Below are 25,797 nucleotides of genomic sequence, written 5' to 3'. Positions count from 1 at the left end.
TTATTATAATTTAGTCAACAACCAAGTAGGAATATAATTGATGGTTTTTGTAACGGGAGCAACCGGAATTTTGGGTCGTGTAATTATTTTGGAACTTTTAAAAAAAGGAAAAAAAGTACGCGCTGCCAAAAGGAGAACAAGTAATTTAAACGAAGTAAAGCATTCATATCAGTTTTATACAGAAAACTCTGATGATTTTTTTAATAAAATTGAATGGGTAGATGTAGATTTTGATGACATGAACTCTTTAGAAGATGCCCTGAAAGGCGTAGAAGAAGTGTATCATTGTGCTGCAAAAGTAAGCTTTCATCCACAAGATGAGAAAGAAATGTACCATACGAATATCAAGGGTACAGAAAATCTTTTATTTGCTTGTGAAGGTTCGTCTGTTACTAAATTTCTTCATGTGAGTTCTGTGGCTGTTTTGGACGGTTATAATGAAAAAGGGGAACTTGACGAAGAATCTGATTTTAATCCAAAGGTTGACCATCCTGCCTATGCCATTTCAAAACATTTATCTGAAATGGAAGTATGGAGAGCTTCAGCCGAGGGCCTGAAAACCATCATCATCAATCCAGCAATTATCATAGGAAGTGGAAACTGGAACCAAAGCAGTGGTGAACTTTTTTCGACTTTTGAAAAAAATAATTTTACCTTTTCCGGGGGATCGTCTTACGTGGATGTCCGGGATGTTGCACGGATTTCTGTAGAGCTGATGGAAAATAATATTTTTGGAGAACGCTTTATTCTGGTCTCGGAGAATAAACGATATGCCGAAACAGGGAATTATATTCGTAAAAAACTGGGATTGAAAAATGCCAGAATATTGTCTAAAGCAGAACTTAATGCCGGAAGAATAGCCAATATCCTTTTTGGGTGGCTGATTCCACAATTAAAGCTGGTTACAAAATCTAATATTGAATCCATCACATCCTTTAATACCATTTCCAACGAAAAAATTAAGCAAAAGCTGAATTATCAGTTCATTCCTATTGAGGAAAGTATTGATTTTCATCTCAATAATTATATTAACGACAAAAAGGGGAATAAATAAATGAATCTTGCAGAGGCTATTATCAGTAAAAATATAGAAAAGCACCCGTTAAAGTCAGCGATTGGTTTTAAAACGAAAGAGGTTTGGAAAGAGTTGAGCTGGAAGAAATTCAGTGAGATGATCTTTAAAACAGCAAATGCACTCAAAGAGGTGGGAATTCAGGAGGGTGACAGGGTCGCTATTTATTCCGATAATTCTGCAGAATGGATGGTCTTTGATCTTGCCTCCCTGTCGATCGGAGCTGTTACAGTTCCTATTTATTCTACCAATAATGCTGAGCAGGCAGAATACATCATCAATGATTCTCAGTCTAAAATTGTTTTAGTAGGGAATCAGGCTCAATATGATGCATGTTTTGAACTTCTAAACAAAGAGAGCAGTAGCCTTCAGAGTATTGTAGTTTCTAAAAAGTCAGTGTGGATTAAAAAAGAAGATGCCTCTTATCTGGAAGATTTTATTGCGAAAGCTGTTGCAAAGCTGGAGTTCTGTAAAAAAGAATATGAAGATGTTGCCACACTTATCTACACTTCGGGAACAACGGGAACGCCCAAAGGAGTTATGCTTACCCACGGGAATTTTATAAAAGCTTTTGATGCCCATTTTGAGTTTTTCAGGTTTAAAAACTTTGAAGAGGAATTGTCATTAGCCTTTTTGCCGTTGAGTCATGTTTTTGAAAGAAGCTGGAGCTTACTCTCATTATATGGTGGCGCCAGAGTATATTTTCTGGAGGATCCGAAAAATATAGCAAAAGCCTTGATTGAAGTAAAGCCGACTATGATGTGTGCGGTCCCAAGGTTTTTTCAGAAGATCTATGCGGGAGTGAATGATATGGTGACAGAAAGCTCTTCACTAAAGAAAAAGATCTTTAACTGGGCTTTGGAAACCGGTAAGCAGACTGCCGAATTAAGGAGAAATGATCAGCCTGCACCATTAGGACTTAAAATAAAAGAATCTATTGCCAATATGCTTGTTTTTAGTAAAATCAAAGAGAAGATGGGTGGCAGACTATGGTTTTTACCTTGTGGAGGAGCCTCGCTTTCTCCGGAAGTAACACGCTTTTTTGAGTCTGTAGGAATTCATGTAACGGTTGGTTACGGGCTTACTGAAACGACTGCTACTCTGACGCTGTTTCCTTTAACGCATTTTGAGCACGCAACAAGCGGAAGACCTTTACCAGGTGTTCAGATCCGTATTGGGGAAAATGATGAGATCCAGGCAACAGGAAACGGAATTATGAAAGGGTATTACAATAAACCGGATGAAACCAGAGCTGTATTTACATCAGATGGATGGTTCAAAACAGGAGATGCCGGAAAGATTGATGATAAAGGAAATCTGATCATTACCGACAGAATCAAGGATCTGATGAAAACCTCAAACGGAAAATATATTGCCCCGCAGCAAATTGAAAATCTTCTGACCAATAACAATTACATCCAGCAGATTATATTAATTGCTGAGGGAAGACAGTTTGTCTCCGCTTTAATTGTTCCAAACTTCGAATTTTTGGAAGATTATATCAAGAAAAACAATATTCCTTTTACCAGCTGGGAGGACATTGTAAAAAGAGAAGAAATTATCAGTCTCTATAAAGATAAAATTAAAGAATTACAGGAGCCGTTTGCGGACTTTGAGAAAGTGAAAAAGTTTACTTTAATGCCGTCTGAATTCGATATCAATACCGGTGAAATTACTCCGACATTGAAAATTAAAAGGAATGTGGTTTTAAAGAAATACGAGGATATTATTGAAAAAATGTACTAGATGAAATTTTGATCCTATGAAGTTTTAATACTCAAATTGATCTTAGAACTTTTTCGTAGGGAATAAATCAAGCTTCATCATTTTGAATTAAATTATGACAACACAGGAATTTCTAGGAAAAGAAAATTATACAGTTACTTCACAAACGGTTTCGGAAAGCTGTCCGTCAAATATTGCTTTGATTAAATATTGGGGGAAATATGCAGATCAGATTCCAGCCAACCCAAGTATCAGCTATACCCTTAACCATTGTAAAACAAATACAATATTAGAGTTCTTAGCGGATCAGCCCTTTTCAGTTCAAACTTTTCTGTCAGGAAATGAAGAGGTAAAATTTGGAGAAAAAATAGAAAAATATTTTAAAAATATAGAACAGTACTTACCTTGGATTTTAAAAGGAAAGTATATTATTAAAACAGAAAATACTTTTCCGCACAGTTCAGGGATTGCAAGCTCGGCTTCGGGTTTTGGAGCCATTGCAAAATGTCTTATGGCGCTCGATGAGCTTTTTTCGGGGAAAGGATCGGAAGAAGAATCTTTAAGCAAAGCGTCATTTCTGGCCAGAATTGGAAGTGGAAGTGCATGCAGAAGTCTGTATAACGGATTGGTCGTATGGGGAAGTTCTGATGTGGTTGAGGGAAGTTCCGATTTGTTTGCAGTCCGATACCCGGATGAAGATATTCATGCTATTTTCAAAGATTTTAATGACTGGGTTCTGCTGATCCATGAAGGACAGAAAAGTGTTTCTTCTACAGTAGGTCATGGTTTGATGAATACAAATCCTTATGCAGAAAGAAGATTTCAGGAAGCAAGAGAAAACTTTATTCCGATGAGAGAGATTCTTAAAAACGGGGATATGGAAAGGTTTATTACATTGGTTGAACATGAGGCCCTTACCCTTCATGCAATGATGATGATGAGCGATCCTGCATTTATCTTGATGAAAACAGGAACTCTGGAAGTCATCAATAAAATATGGGATTTCAGAAAGGAGACGGGGTTACCTTTATTTTTTACTTTGGACGCAGGAGCAAATGTTCATCTGTTATTTCCGAATAATGGTGCTGAAGAAAAGATCAAGACCTTTATTGAATCTGAACTATTGCCACATACCCAAAAGAACGGAGTGGTAAAAGATGTGATGAAGTTTTAAAATATATCATACAAAAAATGCCCGGAAGTAAAACTTTCGGGCATTTTTTATATATTAATGATTACTCATTTTTTTATCCTAAATATGGATATTTGTAATCTTTAGGAGAAACAAAAGTTTCTTTGATACTTCTTACGGAAGTCCATCTCAGAAGATTCATTTTAGAACCTGCTTTATCATTGGTTCCTGAAGCTCTACCTCCTCCGAAAGGCTGTTGTCCTACTACAGCTCCTGTTGGTTTATCATTGATGTAGAAGTTACCTGAAGCATTTTCTAAAGCTTTGAAAGCTTCATTTACCGCATAACGGTCTTGAGCAAAAACAGAACCTGTTAATGAATATGGAGATGAAGAATCCACCAGCTGTAAAGTTTCTTTCCAGTCTTTATCTTCGTAAACATAGATACTTAAGATAGGGCCAAAGATTTCTTCAACCATACTTTCGTATTGAGGATTTGTAGTTTCAATAACGGTTGGATTTACAAACCATCCTTTTGAATCATCACATTTTCCTCCGATCACTACATTGGCTTCATTAGAGTTTTGAGCTCTCTCGATGTATCCTTTACATTTTTCGAAAGAATTTTTATCGATAACAGCATTGACAAAGTTTGAAGGATCTTCAGGAGAACCGATCTTAATTGTGCTCATCTGAGCTTCCATTACTTTTTTTACATCTGCCCAAAGAGATTTTGGAATATATGCTCTTGAAGCCGCAGAACATTTCTGTCCCTGATATTCGAAAGCTCCTCTTACTAAAGCTGTAGCTACTGCTTCAACGTTAGCAGATGGGTGAGCGATAACAAAGTCTTTACCTCCAGTTTCTCCAACGATTCTTGGATAGGTTCTGTAGTTATGGATATTATCTCCGATCATTTTCCACATTCCCTGGAAAACTTTTGTAGAACCTGTAAAATGAAGTCCTGCAAAATCACGGTGTGCCAATACTTTTTCAGCAGTTTCCTTACCGTCTGTAAAGATCATGTTGATTACCCCTGCAGGAAGACCTGCCTCCGTTAATACATCCATGATTACTTTTGCAGAATACACCTGCTTATCTGAAGGTTTCCAAACCACTACGTTTCCAAGCATAGCCATACAAGTAGGAAGGTTTCCTGAGATTGCAGTAAAGTTGAACGGAGTTACTGCAAAGCAGAATCCTTCTAATGGTCTGTACTCTACACGGTTCCAGATCCCACTGTCAGAGATAGGCTGCTCAGAATACATTTCCGTCATAAATTCAACATTGAATCTTAAGAAATCTATGAATTCACAAGCTGAGTCAATTTCAGCCTGATGTACATTTTTAGATTGTCCGATCATGGTTGCTGCATTGATCACGTCTCTGTATGGTCCTGCCAACAGATCAGCAGCCTTTAAGAAGATTGCAGCACGCTGCTCCCATCCAAGCTCGTTCCATTCTTTTTTTGCAGCTAATGCAGCATTGATCGCATCATCCACATGTTGCATTGTTCCTTTGTAGTAAAATCCAAAATCGTGAGCATGATCCTGTGGAGACTGAAGCTGAACTTTCTCGTCAGTTTTTACTTCCTTTCCATTGATGACCATTGGGATTTCTATCTTTTCAGCCCACATTTTTTTGTATGTGGCAATAAGGCTTTTTACTTCAGCTGAACCTGGTACATAAGAGTTTACAGGCTCATTTACTGCAAGTGGAACTTGCGAAATTGCTTTTGACATATATTTTAATTGTTTTAATTAAGTCTGTACTACAAATTTACGATAATTCAGACAAAGAAAAAATAAACCATAGTTTTTATAAATTATCCTTTACATTCATATACTCTATAATAAATGCGATATTTTACCAACGAAAATAAATCGTTTTATGGGGTTTTTGTTTCGATTTTATAATGAGGGAAGGATTTGTATCTCATTTGAATATTAATTAATATTGCCCGGACACGGCTTATACCAGTTTGAAATAATGCAGAATCCTATGATCGAATTGAGTTTTTACAAAAAGATAAACCCGTATAAGAGAAAGAATAAGTATATTTAATGTGTTTTAAGGCAGTAACTTATGAAAATAATATTCTTTATCGTTTTATGCTTTTCCCAGGTTGTTTTTGCTCAGCATACCAAGAAAAATGTAAAACAGTCTGGCAGTTCATCTTCAACAGACGAACTTCTGAATAATGTTCTTAAAAAGTCAAAATGGAATTTTAATTTAAAGGATCTTGATAATTCTCACATCCTGTTGGATAAAGATAAGATGAAGCCTGATGTTTTATACTTTGTTGATGCTAAGAATTTCCAAATGAATATCAATCAGAAAGACTGTAAAAGTATCGTAAAAGGGACTTATCAGATTCTCAGGAAAACTGAAGAGATTGCAGTCACCTTTGGTCATCGCCCGTTTGTAGTAAATTCCCAAACAAATCAAAAATGCATGGAAAGCCTGATCACCTTCTTAGAAAGTAATCTGGATGTTCTATATGATGAAAAAGAGTCTGTTATTGAAATTAAAGAGTATGATTATCCGCCGAGTACTTCTGTTTCTCAGTAGCGGATTACATTTTTTCGTTCTCAAGAATTTTCAGCACTAATTTTTCTTCTTGTGTTAAATCCGCCTTGCCATCATTTACTTCAATGTCTTCCAGCTCGTCAAGGTATTTTTTAATCGTATTATTTTCGTAAAGGTTGATCACCAGCGGATGAACATAGTATTTTCTGCACACCGTGCTGGTGTTGCCCAGGTGTGAAGCTACAATATCCAATGCCTCCTTTACTTTTCTTTTGTATTCCGTATTGCTTTCCGCATAGCCGATTTCTTTGAATGCGATTAAAGCACTGACGGTCCCCGACCAGGTTCTGAAGTCCTTAGCCGTAAAATCTTCGCCGCTGATCTCTTTAATATAATCATTCACCATTCCGGAATCAATGGAATGTCTGTTGCCCTCATCATCATAATACTGGAAAAGCTCTTTCCCCGGAATATCTTTACATTTCTGAACAAGTCTTGCCAGCCTTTTACTTTTCAGATCGACATTGTGCATTACCCCTTTTTTTCCTTTGAAAGAAAAGGTCATTTTCTGCCCGTTGATCTTTACGTGTTTATCTTTTAAGGTGGTTAAACCGAATGAGCCATATAGTTTCTCATACGCGTTATTACCAATCCTGATATTTGTACGTTGCATAAGGCTTACGATCAGAGCCAGGATTTTTCTTTTTTCAAAATTTCTCAGAGCCAGATCTTTTTCCACATGCAGGCGGATTTCAGGTAAGGCATATCCAAACTGAAGCATCCTGTAAAATTTGGTGTGGTTCCTTAAGGCACTCCATAAAGAATGGTATTTATACTGTTTTCGTTTCTTAATATCAAATCCTGTAGCCTGCAGATGTCCATTGTCCAGGGCACAGATCCAAACATTTTCCCATGCAGGAGGAATTACCAGTTTATTGATCCTGGTGATCTCATCTTTGTCTTTAATGCGTTCACCGTCTTTAAAGTACGAATACTTTTTTCCCCTTCTTTTACGAATAATTCCGGCGGTTTCTGTATCGGAGGTGTAAATAAGATTTACTGCCTTTGCAGAAGCCACCGGATCTTTCATGATCTTAACAATCTTAGAAGGTTTAAGGTGGGAGATCAATTCAAAGTCGTCATTATCCATAATAAAGCATGGTTAAGAGTTTTTACCCTTCGAAAAAATTAATAATAGAATAACGACAACCGCTACAACGAGCAAAATTCCCCACCACATTCCAGCCTTAAAGATAGTCTCGACGGCTTCACAACTTGTTAGTAACAATAAACTGAATATTGCAATACTGTATAAGGGTAATTTTTTCATATTGTTTTTTTTAGTGTTTGATTTAAATTCTATGGTGATCAGGTCTCCAGTTTTTGATAGACTTCTTGATCTGATCTCCGGAAATATTTTCATTCAGAGCCTTATACAAAAGCTCTTTAAATTCATCGTCATCAGCGAACCTCAAAGCGGCGATCTGGTCGAAACTTAATTTTTCATAAGCCTCATCGGATCTTTTATTAAAAATTTCAAAGTACCGTTGTCTGAATTCAAGTCTTACAATACGGTTTTGATTGCCGAGTGCATAGTGCTGCCGCAGCATAATGGCTAAATAGAGAATCAGAAAAATGACTATAGAAAATAGGATCCAGGTAAGTTTGTTCTCACCATCATTCCAGATATTATAAATTCCTACGCATTCCTATAAACAGCAGAGGAAGATAAATGAAGTGATGTGGAGGATAAAATTTTCTGTGGTTTTTATAATTCTGCTTTCCCATAGGATATGATGTAGCAAGAATCTTTCCAAAATAGAATATTTTTAATAATAATTGTTGTTTTCATGCTTTAAAGTATTTGTTTTTGGCTTAAATGATTTATTTTTTATGTATTCATTAAATTCTTTTTTTCTTACATAAATTTTTTTAGCTGTGAATCATTCAGATGTAGACGGGACATTGAAACTTTTATGTCAAACGAATGAGAATCTCTCAGTTTTATGATCAGTGAAAAAATAAAAAATAACCTTTAATTCGGGAAAAAACGGTTAATAATTTGAATCCGGAAGCTCAAATTTTTTGTAACTTTCGGTTTTAAAAAATTAAAAAATGACTTCAAGGGAAAAAGTAGCTGCGCTTCGTGAAGAAATGCAGAAAAATAATGTTGATGCATTTATAGTATATTCTGCAGATCCGCATATGAGTGAATATTTACCGGAAGAATGGCAGGAGAGAGCATGGCTCTCAGGATTTCTCGGGTCAGCAGGTTTTGTGGTGGTTACCCAAAACAAAGCCGGACTTTGGACGGACGGACGGTATTTTACCCAGGCTGCAATAGAGCTTCAGGACTCGGGGATTGATCTTTTTAAAGATGGAATTGAAGGGACGCCTAACTATATCGACTGGATTATTTCCGAAATTCCTGCGGGCGGAAAAGTAGCTGTTAATGCAGTAGCCACATCCAACGCCAATTGGGAACTCCTTTCTCAAAAATTAAAAAATAAAAATATCGTTCTTGCAGACGCTCCTTTACTGAAGGAAGTATGGAAGGATAGGGGAACACCTTCAAAAAATCCGATTTATACTCAACCGGTAGAAAGATCGGGAAAATCCGTGACTGATAAGCTTTCCGCCATCCGTCAGAAAATGGAAGAACAGGAAGTTACCTATCATATTATTTCCAGCCTTGATGACGTAGCATGGACGCTTAATCTGAGAGGAAGTGATGTACAAAGCAATCCGGTATTTTTAGGCTATATCATCATTACAAAAAATGACGCGATCCTGTTTACCGATCTTGAAAAATTGGAGGTAGAAGCGAGAAAACAACTGGACGATTCTTTCGTAAAAATGATGCCTTATGAAGAGTTTTATAACTACCTTACAACAGTTAAGAACGAAAAAATCCTGGTATCTCCAAACAGCAACCAGTCTATTTTTGAAACACTAAAAGCAGATAATCAGTTTGTAAAAGCTCCTGTTCCTGGTAATTTAATGAAGGCTCAGAAAAATGAAACCGAACTGGAAGGTTTCAGAAAGGTGATGGTAAGAGATGGAGTCGCAATGGTGAAATTCCTTTACTGGCTTACTCATAATGCAGGAAAAGAAGCGATGACAGAATATTCTATCGGTGAAAAACTCCTAGGGTTCCGTGCAGAAGGAGAAAATTTTGTCGGAGAAAGTTTCGGAAGCATTGTCGGGTACAAAGATAATGGAGCCATCATGCACTATTCTGCAAAAAGTGAAGGAAGTAAGGAAGTAACGAATGATGCCAGTATCCTGGTTGATTCCGGAGGTCAGTACCTTGAAGGAACAACTGATATTACAAGAACTTTTGCCTTAGGAAATGTTTCTGAAGAATTCAAGAGAAATTCAACTTTAGTACTACAGGGAATGATCCGTTTATCCATGGTAAAGTTTCCAAAGGGAACTAAAGGCGTACAGCTGGATGCCATTGCAAGACTTCCGCTATGGATGGAGGGAAAAGATTTTAATCATGGAACCGGACATGGGGTTGGAAGTTTTATGAATGTACACGAAGGACCGCAAAATATCAGAAAGGACCTTAATCCGCAGGAACTTCTTCCGGGGATGGTTTGCTCTAATGAACCGGGATATTATCTGGAAGGAGAGTACGGAATCCGTCACGAAAACCTTATTGCAGTAAAAGAAGCTGAAAAGACGGGATCAGGAACTTTCTATGATTTTGAAACCCTTACATTCTGTCCTTTCTTCAAAGATACGATCGTAAAAGAAATTCTTTCTGAAAAAGAGATTGAATGGCTTAATCAATATCACAGCACATGTGAACAGAAACTGTCTCCTTATTTAGAAGGTGACGTTAAAGAGTGGTTTTTACAATTGGTAAGCCCGCTTTAAAAATTGTTAGATCAACTGAAAAGCCCTGTGAATATTATTTACGGGGCTTTTTTATAATTATTTATCCCGGTCTTACTACCTCCCGTTGTAAATCCTGTCAGTAATCTCAAAAAGCTTCTCCGTATTTTTACGGGTGCATTTCTAGGGATTACCCTGAAAATTAGAAATGCCATCCCGTCTATTTTTGTATCAATTAAAACCAGACACCACTTCATTTTATATATTTTCAGAACACAAACAGTTGAATCATCTCGTTCCTGAGATGATTTTTTTATGCCCGTTGAGATTTAAAAATCCTTCCGCCAACAGCAATCGTAGCCAAATAACCCGTCAATGGCCGGATATTTCCCATGTATCAATTTTGCTTTTCAAGGGTTTTCCGGAAATATAAAATAATATCTGAATTACACCACCGTATTTTTACGGATATATTTCTAGGGATTCCCCTGATGATTTTCGAAATGATGGAAACTATCTTTGAAATAACAAAAAGAGACACCATTTTCATATCTTCATATATACATTTAATAAATTTAAACGGTAAATCATCTCAGTCATGAGATGATTTTTTTTGTTGAGTATAGGAATAATCAGGTTTTCATTACCTTTGAGCTGTAATTGTAATGACCAGATAATCAAAAATGATACAGGAATATTTTCGAAGCTTTAATTTATTTACCGAGCTTGAAATTGAAGGCATTTTGCAGCTTTTTGAAGTGAGAAGGCTCAATAAAAATGATTATTTTGTTCATGAGGGAGATCAATGCAAGGAAATAGCTTTTATAGAATCCGGTATTTTCAGGTCTTATTATACTTCAAGTGAGGGAAAAGACAATACATACTGCTTCAGGTTTCCTAATGTGTGGATTGCTTCTTATTCTTCATTTATTTCGGGAAATCCGGGTGTTGAAAGTATGCAGGCTATTTCAGAGGCTCATCTTTTGGTTTTGAAAAAAGAGAAGATAGAAAAATTAGTTAACGGGAATCCGAAATGGGTCTTATTCCTAAAAATGATTGCTGAACAGGAATACCTGGAGCTGGAAAAACGTTTTTTTGAACTGCAAAGGGATAATGCTAAACAAAGGTATCTTTCTCTGCTGAAGAATCATCCTAATTACATCCAGGATATTCCTCTTCAATATTTATCTTCTTATCTTGGAATTACACAAAGACATTTAAGCCGTATCCGAAAAGAAATTTCTTTTTAGACATTTGTCCTGTTAAATGATCCTCCAGCTCTCTAGTTTTGTCAAAAAAATCAGAGATGCAGTCAAATATTTTAATTATCGGCGGGAATGGAACAGTAGGGAAAACCATTGCCCGTATTTTCAGATCGAGAAATCCTCACCATCAAGTTTTTATAGGAGGTCGAAGAACAGGAAAATCCGCAAATGATTTATTGGTGGATGTTACCAAACCCGATACTTTTCAAACGATTCTGGATCATCAGATCCATTTGATCATTCTTTCCGTGAATGACAAGGAGGATTATATTCTCCGGTTTGCCATAGAAAATAAAATTGATTACCTGGATATTACCAAACCTACACCGGACCTTATGAATGCCTATGAACTGGCGAAAAAACAAAAGATCAACAGCAGGATTGTTTTTAGTTCAGGCTGGATGGGAGGTATAGTCAGTGGATTAACCAATACATTGCCGGGCCAGATAAACAAGGTGCAGCTTTTCGTTTATTACTCTATAAAAGATCTTGCCGGAGAGAGTTCAGCCCATTTTATGGCTGAAAATGTGGCTAAACCTTTCTTTATGTACAAAAATAACCAACCTTTTTCTGTCAAACATTTCTTAAACTCCGAATTGTTTGAGTATTCCTTTGGAATAGGGAAAAGAACAGCCTACAATTTTGACGTGCCGGATTTGTATATTTTAAATAAAATTGAGAAAATACCGGATGTAACGGTTAAAATGACCTATAACTCAAAGTTTGTTACCTGGCTGCTGGGTGCTTTTCAATCTATGAGGATCTTCAGTATTTTATCGTTGAAAGAACGCAGGATGATCTTTGGATCAAGCGGAAAGGGAGATCAATCTGTTTTCGATATCGTAATCTCAGGCCATACGGGTAATAAAACAATCAGCCTGAAAAGTACAAACGGTCAGGCAGAATTAACGGCATTATCTGCTGTTCTCCATGCTGAAAAATTACTAGGAAGTGAAAAACATGATAACAGGATTTACTTTAGTCACCAGCTGCATGAACCCCATGATTTAATGAACTCATTAAATGCTTACGAAAGTATCCATATAGAAACAATTGAATGAAAAAAATAGTAATTATCAACGGTCATCCTCACAAGAGTTCATTTTGTTTTGCACTTTCAAGTGCTTATAAAAAAGGAGCTGTTAATTCCGGAGCAGCAATTAAAGAAATTGTTATTTCAGATCTGGAGTTTAATCCTAATCTTACATTCGGTTATCAGAAAAGAATGGAACTGGAACCGGATCTGTTGAAAGCATGGGAGGCGATACAATGGGCGGATCATCTGGTTTGGATTCATCCTGTCTGGTGGGGAGGCCTGCCAGCTATTACAAAAGGGTTCATTGATCGGCTTTTTCTTCCGGGTATAGCTTTTAAATACAGAGAAAATTCGCTGTGGTGGGATCAACTTTTGAAAGGAAAGACGGCACACATTATTACCACTTTAGATCAACCGGGCTGGTATTACCGGTTGATGTATGGCCGTCCCAGTGTGAATCAGCTCAGAAAATCAACATTGAAGTTTTGTGGAATAAAACCGGTTAGAGTGAGTTATGTCGGAATCATCAAGACCTCTGATGAAAAGCAGCGTGTCCAATGGCTGAAAAAAATACAAAAGGCAGGACAAAGGCAAAAGTAGGATGTATATTAAATATTCATAATAAAGCTTAAATGATTCTGATAGGTTAAAAACTGAAAATTATACTTAAATTGCTGTCCGTTAAAGAAAAATGATAGCAAAAACAGTAGAATATAATGGAATCATTTAATGTATGCGTCTTAAGAAGTTTTTAACCGGATTAACAGCTATTTTTTCCGTTTCATATATCCATGCCCAGGAGATCGATTCATCGTACATCAAGTCCTATCCACAGAAATACAGGATATCCGGATATCTTTCTACCAGTTCCTTAGAGGTAGACGATACGGATAGGCATTATACTCCCAATTACCCTTTGAATACAGGTATCGGTTTCGCGATTAAAAATACGATCATGGGAATTCAGCTGGGATATGGTTTTATTCCTTTAACGGATAAAAAGAAATACGGAAAAACGAAAACGCGTGATTTTCAGATACACCACTACGGCAGGAAGATGATATTCGATATATTCTTCCAGGACTACAGGGGATTTTATGTGGAGAAAGATAAAGACGAGAATCCCGATATCTATCAGCAAATGTCCGTAAAGCAGATCGGTATGGAAGCGACCTACCTTTTTAATGGGAAACGCTTCTCATCCAAGGCTGCTTTTGACCTGGACGAAATACAGCGGCATTCTGCCGGAAGCTGGCTGGTAGGAGGCGGTGGTTATTATTATCAGTTGAAGGGAATGGAAAGAAGCGGCTCTGAAGGAACGTACGGATTAGAAAATTTTCAATTGGGAATTAATGGAGGATATGCTTATTCCTGGGTCATGAGTGAGCGTTGGATGATGACAGGAACTATTCAGGCAGGGGCTAATTTTGGGAATGCTCTGAAATCATTGAAAAAAGGCAGGGTTGAAGTGTATCCTACTGCATTTGCCCGGATTGCCGGAAATTACCATAAAAATAACTGGGGTATTTCTTTTGCAATCCTCATTAACAATAAAACCGTCTATCCCGTAAAAAAAGAAGAGCTAAGCCTTACTGCCATTACCATGCAGCTTTCCTATGTTAAACATCTGGATCATATTTTTAAATCCAAAAACAAATAAAAGCTTTGTTGTTTATGAGCATGGTTTCAAATCGTTATTATAGACAATCCGTATAAGCATTTAGCATTAAGATTTCCATTAAAAAACGTAAATTTGCAGCATGAATAACGATACCATTTGTGCGTTGGCTACGGCCAATGGAGTAGGAGCTTTAGGCATTATCAGAGTTTCGGGTAACGATGCTTTATCTGTGGTACAGAAGTCTTTTCCCGGGAAAAATCTTGGGAAGCAAAAATCGCATACCATTCATTACGGATATTTTATGGATGGGGAAGAGGCTATTGATGAGGTGATGTTATCTATTTTCCTGGCACCCAAAAGTTTTACAACTGAAAACTCTGTGGAAATAGCATTTCACGGATCTCCGCATATTGGAAAACGTATTCTTGAAACCCTTACCAAAAACGGAGCAAGAATGGCAAAGGCGGGAGAATTTACACTTCGTGCTTTTATCAACGGAAGAATTGATCTTTCCCAGGCAGAAGCTATTGCAGATGTCATAGCTTCTGAGAATGAAGCATCCCGGAAAGTGGCCATCAACCAGTTGAAGGGAGGAATTACCAACGAGATATCAATTCTGAGAACTGATTTGTTGAATTTCGTTTCATTGATCGAGCTGGAATTGGACTTCGCAGAAGAAGATGTGGAATTTGCAGACCGGTCAGCCCTCAATCAGCTCTTAAGCAAAATTGAATTAAAACTAAATTCACTTATTGAAAGCTTTCAGTACGGAAATGCTATTAAAAACGGGACTGCTGTTGCCATCATTGGTAAGCCGAATGCAGGTAAATCCACATTATTGAATGCCCTTCTGAAAGAAGAAAGAGCGATTGTCAGCAGTATTGCAGGAACCACCAGAGATACGATCGAGGAGGTTTTACATATTAAGGGACATGCATTCCGTCTGATCGATACCGCAGGATTGCGTGAAACCGCGGACGAAATTGAAGCGATAGGGGTTAAAAAAGCCAAAGAGAAAGTTGAAAATGCCAATATTCTCGTTTATCTGGCAGATGCCGCTACAGAAGATTTCACAGAAGATATTGAAATGATCCGGTCTTTGATACGAGAAGATCTAAAGTTGATTATTTGTGCCACTAAAATTGATGAGGTTATTCCTACAAAATATGAGAATGTGGAAAATGTTTTCAGAAAGGAAATCGACCACGAATTTGATTTTATCAAAATCTCAGCAGTAGAGAATCAGAATATTCAGGACCTGAAAAATGAATTGTCATCCTATGTTGAACAATTGAAATCCCTCGAAAATAATGTGGTGATCACCAACCAGCGTCACTTCGAATCGTTACACAAATCTTTAAGTGCAGTACACAAAGTAAATGAAGCAATCACTTTCCGGATTTCCACAGAGCTATTGGCGTATGAACTTCGTAATGCATTGGAACATTTAGGAGAGATCTCCGGGGAGGTTACCAATGATGAAGTGCTGGGGAATATTTTTTCTAAGTTTTGTATCGGGAAGTAAATAAGCAAAATAGAACAAATTAAAACAGGCTACATTTCTATAAATCAATAAATTACATATTTTATGTTTTTGTATTGTTTTATTAGCTTTTGGTTTGTTTTGTTATAATTTGCCCCCTATTTCCCTCTAAAACTAATAATACTTTATTTTTTTTAATCTGGGAGAGATTATGTCGCTTAAGGTACCTTATTAACACGTAATGTACCTTATTGTACTTTAGAGTTTGATCTCCCAAAAATCAATTATTATGAGTTCAAATATCAAAATCAAAAAAATCTGTCTCCATTGTAGTCAGGAATTCATTGCAAGAACTACAGTTACTAAATACTGCGGAGATAATTGTGCGAAAGGTACTTACAAAGCAAGAGTTTGGGAACAGAAAATTCAGTTAAGCAAAGAAGACCTGCAAAATCCTGAAATTAAAACCAAATTCAAACAAACTAAAGATTCATATTTCGAACTTAACACTATTGATTATATAACTGTTATTGAAGTAGTTACTCTTCTGAAATGTGACCGTCGAACTATTTATAGATTAATTAAATCAGGTAGATTAGCGTCAGGAAATCTTTCTATTAGGAGAACCAGGATTCTAAAAAAAGATTGATGCATTATTCGTAATACAAGAAGCAACAATTCAAAATAATATTAATCAAGAGGAGAATATAGAAAGTACACCTTTGGAAGATTGTTTTACTATAGGTCAGATCATTAAAGAATATAATCTATCTGAGGCCTCCCTCCGAAGCCTTATTAAAAGGCACAAAATTCCAAAATTTCAGAGAGGCAAATTCGTGTATGTTCCCAAACAAATAATCGAGCCCAAAGCTACGTGAGCGATTGTAGAGAAAAGCCCGCAGCGACGCGAGGACTTGCAACGAAACGCGCGGTACAATCATAAACATACCTAATTTGGGAAGTAAAAATGATGTTATTTTGCTAATTTAACACAAAAAATTAGGATCAAGAAGGTTTGAATTACTACATCATCTTTGTTTTTCATAGAAACATTAAGTACAAGCTAAATTAAAATATGCTCTATTAGGTTCTCTGAAACCAAACCGATAGGTGCAGTTAGTACCAAAAGTTATAATCTTTTATCAATTTGTAACACATGAGATAAAATTTCATTGATTTTGCGGCTTTCCATAATTATAATATCTATATTTTTCTTATTTTTATCGTAAACTGATAAAAAACAATTTAGTCATATAATTACACATCTGGTGAATCAATTTTATTGAATAGAATTTCTTTAAATATTCTAATAAAGCTTTCTTCAAAAAAAGTTGGTTAGGTGTGCTGTAAAAAATTAGAATATTTATGCTGCAAAAGTACTTGAATGCAAACCTTCTGAATGTCACAGATGATGACGATCATAAAAAATTATTGAAATCCTCGGAAGAACTAACTAAAAAATTATTAAAAAGTAAGGCAAAGGTCGCACTTTTTACTTTAATCGCTATAGATCCTGACATAGATCCTGAAAATCCATCCATTTTGGAAGTAAAGGCTCTAATTATTAAGCATTGGGCAACATTTTCTACAAATGCGAAAGATACAGCTCTAGTATTTATCAGAGCTGTGATATTTGATTCTTTAAGTCGCTTATTAGATAAAGACGGATTTTCAGAAACTATATGGTTTGCTAGTAGGAATATCATAAAATACCGTAAATTAATAGGAAAAGAAAAAGAAATCATTTTCGAATTTTTAACTAATATTGGAAAGTCTATTAATCAAAAAGGTATTCAATCATGGTCTATTGAACCTATGAATAACTCAGCCAAACAGTTAGAATTAAAAACTGTTGAAAGGTATTTGTTAAGCGAAGAAACTCTAACAAAATATTTAGAGGATGCGGCTGGACCACAGGGAAAATCAGGAGCAGCAAATTTTGCATCCCCCAACCCTTATTGGAGTACTCAACAAACACATTGGTCTTTAGAATTTGCTCCAAGAGCATCTAAAGGAATTAAAATTAATGTTGATGCCTCATTAAAAGCAATAGCACATACAGTTAATGAAAATAGTGCAACGATTCAAAAAGCAATAAATAGTGATTTATTAACTGAGTCTGATGATGAAAAACAAAGGATTCTGGCTTTAAGATCTCAATTGTTATGGTGGAAAGAAGCTGGTTATTCAGATTCTACAGATCAAGCCTATGATGAAATAAATTCGAGAACTATGGGTTTAGTCTTAGCTTGTGATTATGCCGAAATTATTCCTATCATTTATCCTAAAAGTGTTGACTATTTTCTAAAACATACTTACAGGAATATATTGAAAAAAGATAGTGGAGAAGTAAATCTAAAAGAATTTTTTGATAATATAAAAAATAGTGAAGATCAATTAAATAATGTAATTCCTGAGACTGATTTAATTGAAGAGTTACCAAACTTACTAAATTTTGTAAGTAAACTGTCAAGAAATCAGGTTAATATTTCTCAAGTTATGGAATTGACTGGTATTCCTGAAGATACTGAAGTAAAGGAAGACGAATTAATTGTGTGGTTATTTCACGATTTTTTATTATTAAAAGTTTTAAAACAAAAGTAGTATGGAATATAAATGTTCCAACCCTGATTGTATTCCTCAATCTAATTGCCATGAAGGAAAAGAGACTTATGAGCAATGTGAATATTGGAAAAAAGCAAATTATACAGAAGAAAAAAAATCAAATGTTGTTAAACAAAAAGGTAAAAATTCAACTTTACCGTGGACAGGAAATGCACTAAGTATTTTAGATTTGTCTAAAATAACTTATCGATCTACTCCTGTTATTATTGGAGTGGTTGGAAAAGCCAATGCTGGAAAAACGACTTTTTTAGCAATGTTGTATACATTAATGTTAAAAGGCGGAGGATTTACTGGTTTTAAATTTTGTGGCACTAAAACTATACATACATGGGATAGTCTCTACCAAACATTACTTATCGGTAAGGAGGGTGTGAAATTTCCTGATCCAACTCCGGCAGAGTACATAAGGTTCTTACATTTAGCTTTAAGAAATGAACAAGGAAAGTTAAAAGATATTCTTATTTCGGACGTTGCTGGTGAGGTATTTTCAGCCTGGTCTAAGAATAGAAAAGATACCAACGCAGAAAATGCGCGTTGGATATATGAAAACTCCAACGCTTTTATTTTATTTATAGATTGTAAAGACTTAATTGAAAGAAAGGCACAGGGGAAAAACGATGTTTTAGACTTAGCGCAGATGCTGAATCATGATCTTCATGATAGACCTGTAATTGCAGTGTGGTCAAAAAGTGATATAAAACAGGAGATCCACTCAAAAATAGTTACAGATATTAAAGAAGAACTTGCTGAAAAATATAAGAATTTCTATGAAATTGAAATTAGTAATTTTTCAGTTGATGATCCTGACATCTTGGTGCACAAGAATAATCTATCAGTTATTGATTGGATATTATCTAAAGTATATGTTAATACGGGCGCTGTTTTAGATAACGCAGTAGAGATAAAATCCAATGATTATTTTTTAAAATTTAAAAAAGATTAAATGCCTAAATCAATATTACTGCTCGGAAAGCCTCATGCCTCAAAAACTGTTTTTCTTTCACAACTATATTCAAAATTGAAGAAAAATAAAAGTAGTCTTAAGCTCTATAAACCTGTTGAGGATCTTTCTCCAATTGCTGAAGCTAGAGATTCTTTAGCGTCTGGTAAAGGACCTGTTACTACACCAGCGGAAAAAAGTGTGAAATTTTATTTACCACTACAGGTAAATGATAATCAGATTGATTTAAAATGTCCAGAGTACGGTGGAGAGCAAGTTCTCGATATTATGGAATCAAGGGGACTTAACAGAGAATGGAAATCTTCGATAAAAGAAAGTGATAATTGGGTTTTATTTATAAGATTAAATAACATAGGAAATCGATTAGATATTGCGGATTCTACTTATAAAGAAGATCCCGCTGCAAAAGGTAATAAAGACCTTGAAACTTTCGAATATCATATATCTGATCAGAGTTTTTTTATTGAACTTTTACAGATTATAATGAATGAAAAAGGAACCGATTTCCATTTGTTAAATAGTGACATAAAACTAACAGTAGTATTAACATGCTGGGATGAAATGGAGGTTAAAGGTAATCCCAGCCCTTCCTCTATATTAAAAGATAAGCTACCTCTTCTTTTAGATTTCGCTGAATCTAATTGGGATAGATCCTCATTAAAAATTTTAGGATTATCCGCACAAGAATTTAATTTAGATTCAGAAGATAATCAGGAAAAATACATGATTGAAGGCCCAGAAAATTTTGGATACCTAATTTTGGAGGACGGGACTAGATCAGAGGATATTACGAAATTAATAGAATTAGCTATACAGTGATAATTCATCAATCAATATATGGTGAAGTGGATCGTGCTTGGTCACTGATCCGGACAAGCCAAAAAGACAATACCTTTGCGAAAAATATTGCCCTTAAAACAGATCTTCAAGAACAGACAAGTGGCACGGTTTGGCAACCTGCAATTAGAGGATTTGTAATTGAAGATCATTTCTTAATTATTAAAACTTTTGATGACAATTCGGAAGGCGTACGCAGGGGTAGAAAATTCAGTCATGTTTTAATGGCTGACATTAACGACATTATTAAGTTAAAAAGTATAAAGCCATTATTTAAGCTGTTAATCCAAGATGTAGATAAAGATTTGCAACTTAGTCCCATTGAATTTGAAATCGGTGAAAACTCGCAGGCATCGGAAAAAATAGTTGATCCTCGTTTGCAAAAAATGATTTATGGATATATTCATATTGCAGAATATAAAAATAAAATTTTATGGATTGGCCAAGATTCTTTTGACATAGCTGTCGATCAATTATGGAAAGTACTTACAGTTCCAGAGAAAAAATCATTCAATTTTGGAGTTACCTTTAATAATAATCAAAGTGACAATAAGGGTATTAACTTATTTGCAGTACCCGATAGCGTAGCGAATAGGTTTATAAAAAATGAAAATTTCATTGTAAACAAGAAGGAGGCTTTTACATCGGAAGTCCTTTTGGTCAAAATTTTGTATGGCGATGAAGATGCTATTTTGCGATTACAAAATTTTGAGAAGATTATTGAGTGTAATCGACTTTCCAGAAGTGAAATCAATATTGTAGAAAAGGTCATTGATACCTTTGAGCAAATAGATTTTGTATCTGATCTTAAAAAACTAAATACTTTATCTCATTTAATTGCAAAATATTCCCCTTTGGAATCGAGTGGTGCTAGTTTTAAAAAGAAGTTATTAAAAAAAATTGTACTGCAACTAGAGAATTGTACTTATAAAGATTTAAGCGTATTAAGAATTTTTAAAATTTCAAGTTATAATAATTCTCAAAAAATATTACAGGACTGCCTAGTAAAATTTATTCAGAAAAGAATATTTTCAACTCGGACTACCAAAACTGATTTACAAGAATTCTTTCAAAATTTTAAGACTGAAAGTGATCACTGGTGGGATTTAAAAATGATTGAGGAGTTAAAATTATATTTAAATACTATCAATCCAAAAAAAATTAAAACGTTCTACAATTGGATCATCGAAATTCCGGAACTCCTGCAGCAGCTTAACACATTTTTGGATAGTACCAGCGAATTGGAAGATGCATTCATAACTTGTTTACCGACCCAACATGTCGATAGGTTTTGGAATGAAATTATAAGCTTTTGTTTAGAGAGAAAATGGTATAAACTTTATGCACATTTATTACTTACAAAGTATTCCATGGAACATTCTCTGACGGATATTTTAAAAGTTGATATTGATGAAAATAATTATTCGGCAATTCATGTAATTGTTGATAAAAAACCATCTAAATCCATTATAGGTTATACTATAGCGAATGGAGACCCTAGGTTGATAAAAATATGCGGGAAATTATGTCATAATGAACCAAACTTATTAGCAGATATAGATCTTTTCGACAATAACTGGCAAAAAATTTGGATTGAAGCTATAAATTGTGGGAATACTATTACCGATGGCCTAAGTAATCCAAATGAGAAAGTAGAAACATTTTTAAATGGGCTCATTGAAGGAAAAAAAATTGATGAATTTTTGTTACTGAAATTATCAGAGTCAGTATATGGGAATTTAATAAACTATTCAAATTGTAATAAACTTTGGGTATTTATTGAAAATCCGGTAAAAGATAATTTTCTTGATAAAACTACCACTGCGCTTTTGGAAGAACTTAGTAAAAACCCTTCCTTTTCAATACCAAATGATCCTGTTATTGAACAACATATTAGCGGGAAAGGAATAGCTGATTATCTTTATTTTAACAGTAATAATATTATGTCAGTAATTCCTTTATTTGAACGTTTTACTCATTTAACGGATCGAAATTTAGAAGATTACTTAGCTAATTATTCAGGTAGCATTGACGCTATACATGCTAAGCAATTGGGGCAACTTATTTACAGGAGAAGTCTTAACCATTCAGCTTATATTATATATAAAAAAGCTTCAAAAAATAATAATTGGAAATTTGCATTAGTAGAATGTCAACATTTATTGGATTTTCTTACAAGGGCGAAAATCGCATTTCTTAAAATAATTGATAAGGTAAATATTCCAACTGATGAGTGGTGGAGTGCTGTACATGACGTAGTTATCGATTTATATTCGAATGGAAGTAGTTTAAATACTATCTGGCAAAAAGCAGGAGGTAAAGAATCGGATATTTTAATTTCTGGAAGCTGTGCAGACGCGTGGAGGGATCTCCTTCATAAATTAAGATATGGGAAAATAAAAAACGTAACTATGAATGATTTGCTCGTAGAAATAAATAAGCAATACGGTGGCAATAAAAATTTTGAAATAATATATAGGCTTAGAGCAAATTATATAAAAACAAAATAACCATGAGCCTATTTGAACTTCAAAAAGGGACTAACTTTTTAGAAACTTTAGAAAATTATTCTCTTGCGGCAGTTGGAGCAACAGAACCAGAAGAAACTGAGGATGATATAGCAACATTCTATACGGATGAGGAATTCTGGTATCAAGTTTTAAATGATCCAGATTACTATTGGAACAAGAAAGTTTCTTTGGTCGATTTTGTTATTTCTGATTGGATCGCAAGAGTACCGGGATTATATTATATGCCTAGTTCAAAGAATTTGAGATTAAATGCTGAAAGTAATATAACTAAAGTAATAAGAGAATTTAAAGAATTTAATCCAACTGGAAAATCTCAAATGGTAATGGGTGGTATAGGTACACTTTTGCTTCCACCAACATCTGATGGTAAGATTTTAATGTCTGCAACCTCATCCTTTAATTCGTCCCTAGGAATACCATTATTAATATTTCCTGAAGTTCTCAATTTTATAAAACACGGGTTTTTAGTCAGAATTAAAGAAGCTAAATGGCAGGCGATGGAAGAAACTTGGAGTAAGCGGTTTGCTTCAACAGATAACATTCCTAGGGGGTATTTAGTTATCGACTCAATCGAAAAAATAGAAATCATGAGTAAATATGAATTCCCTGTTGTTTACCATCCATTTTCTATTATGGAATACGAGAAAGATGAAGGGTATTTTTATGACTATGTGTATGTTACATCTGATTCAAAATCTAGAAATGCAGAAGACAATATTGTTGATTTTTTTCATAATTATGCGAAAAAAGAAGATAGGTTTGGGGAGTATTTAATTTCTTCAAATATGGTAAATCCATTATTCCCATCAAGATACGTTTCGTCATCGGATCTAAATAAAGAATCTGAAAGAGCCAATTTAGAACTGTTGCAGCATCGAATTCGAGATACATTTTTTAAAAAAGTCTCATTGGAACAGCTAATGATAAAACTCCCGATACATTATGATTCTCTTGCTTCCTTGAAAACATTGTCAAGGATGGTAGGTATTAATCCAAATAGAATAATGGAAGGCTCTGCGGTTGAATTTAGCAACCAATTAATTAATCAGTGTATTAAACAGAATAAGATAGAAACCCTAGTTGATCGACTAACTTATGAAAACGTAAAAATATTTAAATAAATGGGGAAGACAATAAAATTAACACAATTAACGGATGTATTAAGTGATTTAGTTCCCATTAAAGACAGCATACCAAAATATGTCAGAGACGCTGGTTTAAAAATTCAGCATATTGACACAACTGGAAGTGCGATGAATGTTTGGAATAATGTGTTATATGAAGCTGATAAACATCACGCTGTGGACGAAGTAGTAAGAGCGGTTCTTAATATATATCCCGAAAATCCATTTTTGAAAGCGGCGTTGTCGGAACAAGAGATTGATTACACATTAGATAAAGACATTAATCCTATTTGGCACAAGTTTGAAAATTTGCAACTGGAAAAGTTGACAATGGAACAAAGTACTTTACTTCCAATCAATTTTTTAGCAAAGGGTGTAATAAAAAGCAAAGCTGTTGCCAAAGTAGAAATTGATAAAGGAGGTAATATGGTTGGAAAGGGAACTGGATTTTTAATAAAAGTAAAAGGAATTGATGATCTCTTCTTTATCACAAATTATCATGTTCTTCCGGATAAAGATAAGATTGACAAAATTAGAATAGTTTTTGATTTCGAATTGGATATCAATGATAATAGTGTGGCATCAAAAAGTTTTTATATTGATGAAGAAGGACCTTGGTATTCTTCCGGAATCCATGAATTAGATACTACAGTGTGTAAGCTTAAAGACGATGAAAATCAATTAAAGAATTATGGTTTTTTGGAGTTGGATCATACAGATCTTCCAGAAGATAAATTTGTAAATATAATACAGCATCCTGGTGGAGAAATGAAACAAATATCGCTTTATCACAATATAATAACTTATTCTGATGAAAGGATAGTGCAATATCTGACAGATACCTTAAAAGGATCTTCCGGCTCTCCCGTATTTAATTCAAGATGGGAAGTTGTAGCTCTTCATCATAGTGGTGGGGAAAAAAGAAATGGCGAAGTTGAACTTCCCAAAGGTTTCAAATCGCGTAATGAAGGAATCGTAATTAATCCAATTGTAGAATTTATTAAATCAAGCCATGGCAAAAATAATTAATGAAGTACTTTTTAAGGGATACCAATCACAGTTTATTCAGGGACATGAAATCTCGCTTCCAGAGCTTAATGCAGATCAAATAAAGGATTTGTCTGGAGACGTAAATGGCAGTACTACAATTCATTATGTAAATTATAGCTTACAAATTTCCAAATTACATAAATTTCCCTTTTACACTGCAACAAACGTTGACGGGGAAATGTTTAAGAAGGCGCCAAGAAAAGATTATTGGCGTAAAGACCCAAGATTATCGAAAGATGCACAGTGGGGAAGTGAACTTTATACAACCGCAAATAGCCAATTCGACAGAGGTCATATGACAAAGCGTGAAGATGTTCAATGGGGCGATACGGTGGCGAAGGCATTGTATGCTGCAGATTCAACTTTCTATTTTCCAAATGCAGTTCCACAGCATAAAAGATTAAATAGGGTGATTTGGCGCAGTCTTGAGGATTATATTTTACATACTGAATCAAAAGTAAATAATTTAAAAGTTTGTGTATTTACTGGGCCGGTACTTTCTGATGAGAATCCATTTTTTGTGACTCGAGTAGATAATAGCGAAGTTAGAATTCCGATACTATTTTGGAAAGTAGTTATCTTCCAAAAAAATGATGGAAAACTGTATAGAGTTGGTTTTATGATGAATCAAAATAAGTTGCTCTTGGAAGACAATATTATAATGGATCTGGAAAATGACAGTGATTTATATATGAAGTTCAAGGATTCTGAAACATATCAGGTAAAAGTTCCTTTAATTGAAGAACTTAGTGGAATAACCTTTTCTTCCGCCATCGATATTTACAATGATGAACGTTCTTTAAAACTTATATTAAATGAAATTGAAATCGATCCGGATTTAGAAAGTGATGATTTGGATCCCAAAGATTTTCTAGGATTTACTATACAAAATATCGTACTTTAAAAATGAGAAAAAATCAATATGTGTCACACCTATTGACTTTTTATGCTTTTATCTACTATA

At 34.9% G+C, this 25,797-nt stretch carries 23 protein-coding genes; 18 read left to right on the top strand and 5 right to left on the bottom strand.

What is annotated here, in order from left to right:
• Positions 1-40 precede the first annotated feature (40 nt).
• From G9C87_RS07005 to G9C87_RS06995, 3 genes are all read left to right on the top strand, one after another.
• On the top strand, positions 41-1,054 hold the full coding sequence (locus G9C87_RS07005) for an NAD-dependent epimerase/dehydratase family protein (RefSeq protein ID WP_172279500.1): 1,014 nt from the start codon (positions 41-43) through the stop codon (positions 1,052-1,054).
• Positions 1,055-2,818 carry an AMP-dependent synthetase/ligase gene (locus G9C87_RS07000; RefSeq protein WP_172279499.1) on the top strand — a complete coding sequence of 588 codons (1,764 nt, stop codon included), beginning with the start codon at positions 1,055-1,057 and terminating at the stop codon, positions 2,816-2,818.
• 94 nt (positions 2,819-2,912) lie between these two features.
• Positions 2,913-3,971 carry a diphosphomevalonate/mevalonate 3,5-bisphosphate decarboxylase family protein gene (locus tag G9C87_RS06995; RefSeq protein ID WP_172279498.1) on the top strand — a complete coding sequence of 353 codons (1,059 nt, stop codon included), beginning with the start codon at positions 2,913-2,915 and terminating at the stop codon, positions 3,969-3,971.
• A gap of 73 nt (positions 3,972-4,044) precedes the next feature.
• On the opposite strand, the gene pruA is transcribed toward G9C87_RS06995, so the two are convergent.
• Complete coding sequence (gene pruA / locus G9C87_RS06990) at positions 4,045-5,670, bottom strand: L-glutamate gamma-semialdehyde dehydrogenase (protein ID WP_172279497.1); 1,626 nt, start codon at positions 5,668-5,670, stop codon at positions 4,045-4,047.
• A 343-nt stretch (positions 5,671-6,013) separates the two neighbouring features.
• On the opposite strand from pruA, the gene G9C87_RS06985 reads away from it, so the two are divergent.
• Entirely contained in the window at positions 6,014-6,499 is a 486-nt protein-coding gene (locus G9C87_RS06985; RefSeq protein WP_172279496.1) for a hypothetical protein, read from the top strand.
• 4 nt (positions 6,500-6,503) lie between these two features.
• Here the strand turns inward: G9C87_RS06985 and G9C87_RS06980 are convergent, their stop codons facing one another.
• The 3 genes from G9C87_RS06980 to G9C87_RS20870 all read right to left on the bottom strand — a co-directional run bounded on the left by G9C87_RS06980 (position 6,504) and on the right by G9C87_RS20870 (position 8,245).
• Positions 6,504-7,607 carry a DNA topoisomerase IB gene (locus tag G9C87_RS06980; protein WP_172279495.1) on the bottom strand — a complete coding sequence of 368 codons (1,104 nt, stop codon included), beginning with the start codon at positions 7,605-7,607 and terminating at the stop codon, positions 6,504-6,506.
• Between the two features lie 202 nt (positions 7,608-7,809).
• Complete coding sequence (locus G9C87_RS06975; protein WP_410499036.1) at positions 7,810-8,100, bottom strand: DUF6526 family protein; 291 nt, start codon at positions 8,098-8,100, stop codon at positions 7,810-7,812.
• A 46-nt stretch (positions 8,101-8,146) separates the two neighbouring features.
• Positions 8,147-8,245 (bottom strand): DUF6526 family protein, encoded by a 99-nt coding sequence (locus tag G9C87_RS20870; protein ID WP_262888814.1) that lies wholly within the window; start codon positions 8,243-8,245, stop codon positions 8,147-8,149.
• A gap of 327 nt (positions 8,246-8,572) precedes the next feature.
• Between G9C87_RS20870 and G9C87_RS06970 the strand changes: the two genes are divergently transcribed.
• Positions 8,573-10,342 carry an aminopeptidase P family protein gene (locus G9C87_RS06970; protein WP_172279494.1) on the top strand — a complete coding sequence of 590 codons (1,770 nt, stop codon included), beginning with the start codon at positions 8,573-8,575 and terminating at the stop codon, positions 10,340-10,342.
• A gap of 38 nt (positions 10,343-10,380) precedes the next feature.
• Here G9C87_RS06970 and G9C87_RS06965 read toward each other — a convergent pair whose 3' ends face one another.
• Positions 10,381-10,557 carry a hypothetical protein gene (locus G9C87_RS06965; protein ID WP_172279492.1) on the bottom strand — a complete coding sequence of 59 codons (177 nt, stop codon included), beginning with the start codon at positions 10,555-10,557 and terminating at the stop codon, positions 10,381-10,383.
• 426 nt (positions 10,558-10,983) lie between these two features.
• Between G9C87_RS06965 and G9C87_RS06960 the strand changes: the two genes are divergently transcribed.
• The 13 genes from G9C87_RS06960 (at position 10,984) to G9C87_RS06900 (ending at position 25,737) form a co-directional block, all read left to right on the top strand.
• Positions 10,984-11,550: a Crp/Fnr family transcriptional regulator gene (locus tag G9C87_RS06960; protein ID WP_172279490.1), complete on the top strand. Its 567-nt coding sequence runs from the start codon at positions 10,984-10,986 to the stop codon at positions 11,548-11,550.
• A 56-nt stretch (positions 11,551-11,606) separates the two neighbouring features.
• Complete coding sequence (locus G9C87_RS06955) at positions 11,607-12,626, top strand: saccharopine dehydrogenase (protein WP_172279488.1); 1,020 nt, start codon at positions 11,607-11,609, stop codon at positions 12,624-12,626.
• Positions 12,623-13,201: an NAD(P)H-dependent oxidoreductase gene (locus G9C87_RS06950; protein ID WP_172279486.1), complete on the top strand. Its 579-nt coding sequence runs from the start codon at positions 12,623-12,625 to the stop codon at positions 13,199-13,201. The genes G9C87_RS06955 and G9C87_RS06950 overlap by 4 nt, the downstream gene beginning before the upstream one ends.
• Before the next feature lie 133 nt (positions 13,202-13,334).
• The gene (locus tag G9C87_RS06945) at positions 13,335-14,261 is read left to right on the top strand and encodes a DUF4421 family protein (protein ID WP_172279484.1); all 927 of its coding nucleotides are present in this window, start codon (positions 13,335-13,337) and stop codon (positions 14,259-14,261) included.
• Positions 14,262-14,361: 100 nt separating this feature from the next.
• A complete protein-coding gene (gene mnmE, locus G9C87_RS06940) occupies positions 14,362-15,747 on the top strand; it encodes a tRNA uridine-5-carboxymethylaminomethyl(34) synthesis GTPase MnmE (RefSeq protein WP_172279482.1) in 1,386 nt (461 codons plus the stop codon).
• A 247-nt stretch (positions 15,748-15,994) separates the two neighbouring features.
• Complete coding sequence (locus G9C87_RS06935; RefSeq protein WP_172279480.1) at positions 15,995-16,354, top strand: helix-turn-helix domain-containing protein; 360 nt, start codon at positions 15,995-15,997, stop codon at positions 16,352-16,354.
• Positions 16,355-17,070: 716 nt separating this feature from the next.
• Positions 17,071-18,309 carry a GTPase-associated system all-helical protein GASH gene (locus G9C87_RS06930; RefSeq protein WP_172279477.1) on the top strand — a complete coding sequence of 413 codons (1,239 nt, stop codon included), beginning with the start codon at positions 17,071-17,073 and terminating at the stop codon, positions 18,307-18,309.
• A gap of 1 nt (position 18,310) precedes the next feature.
• Entirely contained in the window at positions 18,311-19,273 is a 963-nt protein-coding gene (locus tag G9C87_RS06925) for a TRAFAC clade GTPase domain-containing protein (protein WP_172279475.1), read from the top strand.
• Positions 19,274-20,110, top strand: coding sequence for a hypothetical protein (locus G9C87_RS06920; RefSeq protein WP_172279473.1), 837 nt, complete (start codon positions 19,274-19,276; stop codon positions 20,108-20,110).
• The gene (locus tag G9C87_RS20940) at positions 20,107-22,638 is read left to right on the top strand and encodes an effector-associated domain EAD1-containing protein (RefSeq protein ID WP_172279471.1); all 2,532 of its coding nucleotides are present in this window, start codon (positions 20,107-20,109) and stop codon (positions 22,636-22,638) included. Before G9C87_RS06920 ends, G9C87_RS20940 begins: the two co-directional genes overlap by 4 nt.
• A gap of 2 nt (positions 22,639-22,640) precedes the next feature.
• Positions 22,641-23,780: a hypothetical protein gene (locus tag G9C87_RS06910; protein ID WP_172279469.1), complete on the top strand. Its 1,140-nt coding sequence runs from the start codon at positions 22,641-22,643 to the stop codon at positions 23,778-23,780.
• Entirely contained in the window at positions 23,781-24,812 is a 1,032-nt protein-coding gene (locus tag G9C87_RS06905; RefSeq protein ID WP_172279466.1) for a trypsin-like peptidase domain-containing protein, read from the top strand.
• On the top strand, positions 24,796-25,737 hold the full coding sequence (locus G9C87_RS06900) for a DNA/RNA non-specific endonuclease (RefSeq protein WP_172279464.1): 942 nt from the start codon (positions 24,796-24,798) through the stop codon (positions 25,735-25,737). The genes G9C87_RS06905 and G9C87_RS06900 overlap by 17 nt, the downstream gene beginning before the upstream one ends.
• Positions 25,738-25,797 lie beyond the last annotated feature (60 nt).

The organism is Chryseobacterium sp. LAM-KRS1 (genome assembly GCF_013184525.1).
In the GTDB taxonomy this organism is placed as follows: domain Bacteria; phylum Bacteroidota; class Bacteroidia; order Flavobacteriales; family Weeksellaceae; genus Chryseobacterium; species Chryseobacterium proteolyticum.
The sequence above is the reverse complement of the archived record's forward strand: the minus strand, read 5'-3'. Positions and strand labels throughout refer to the sequence as shown.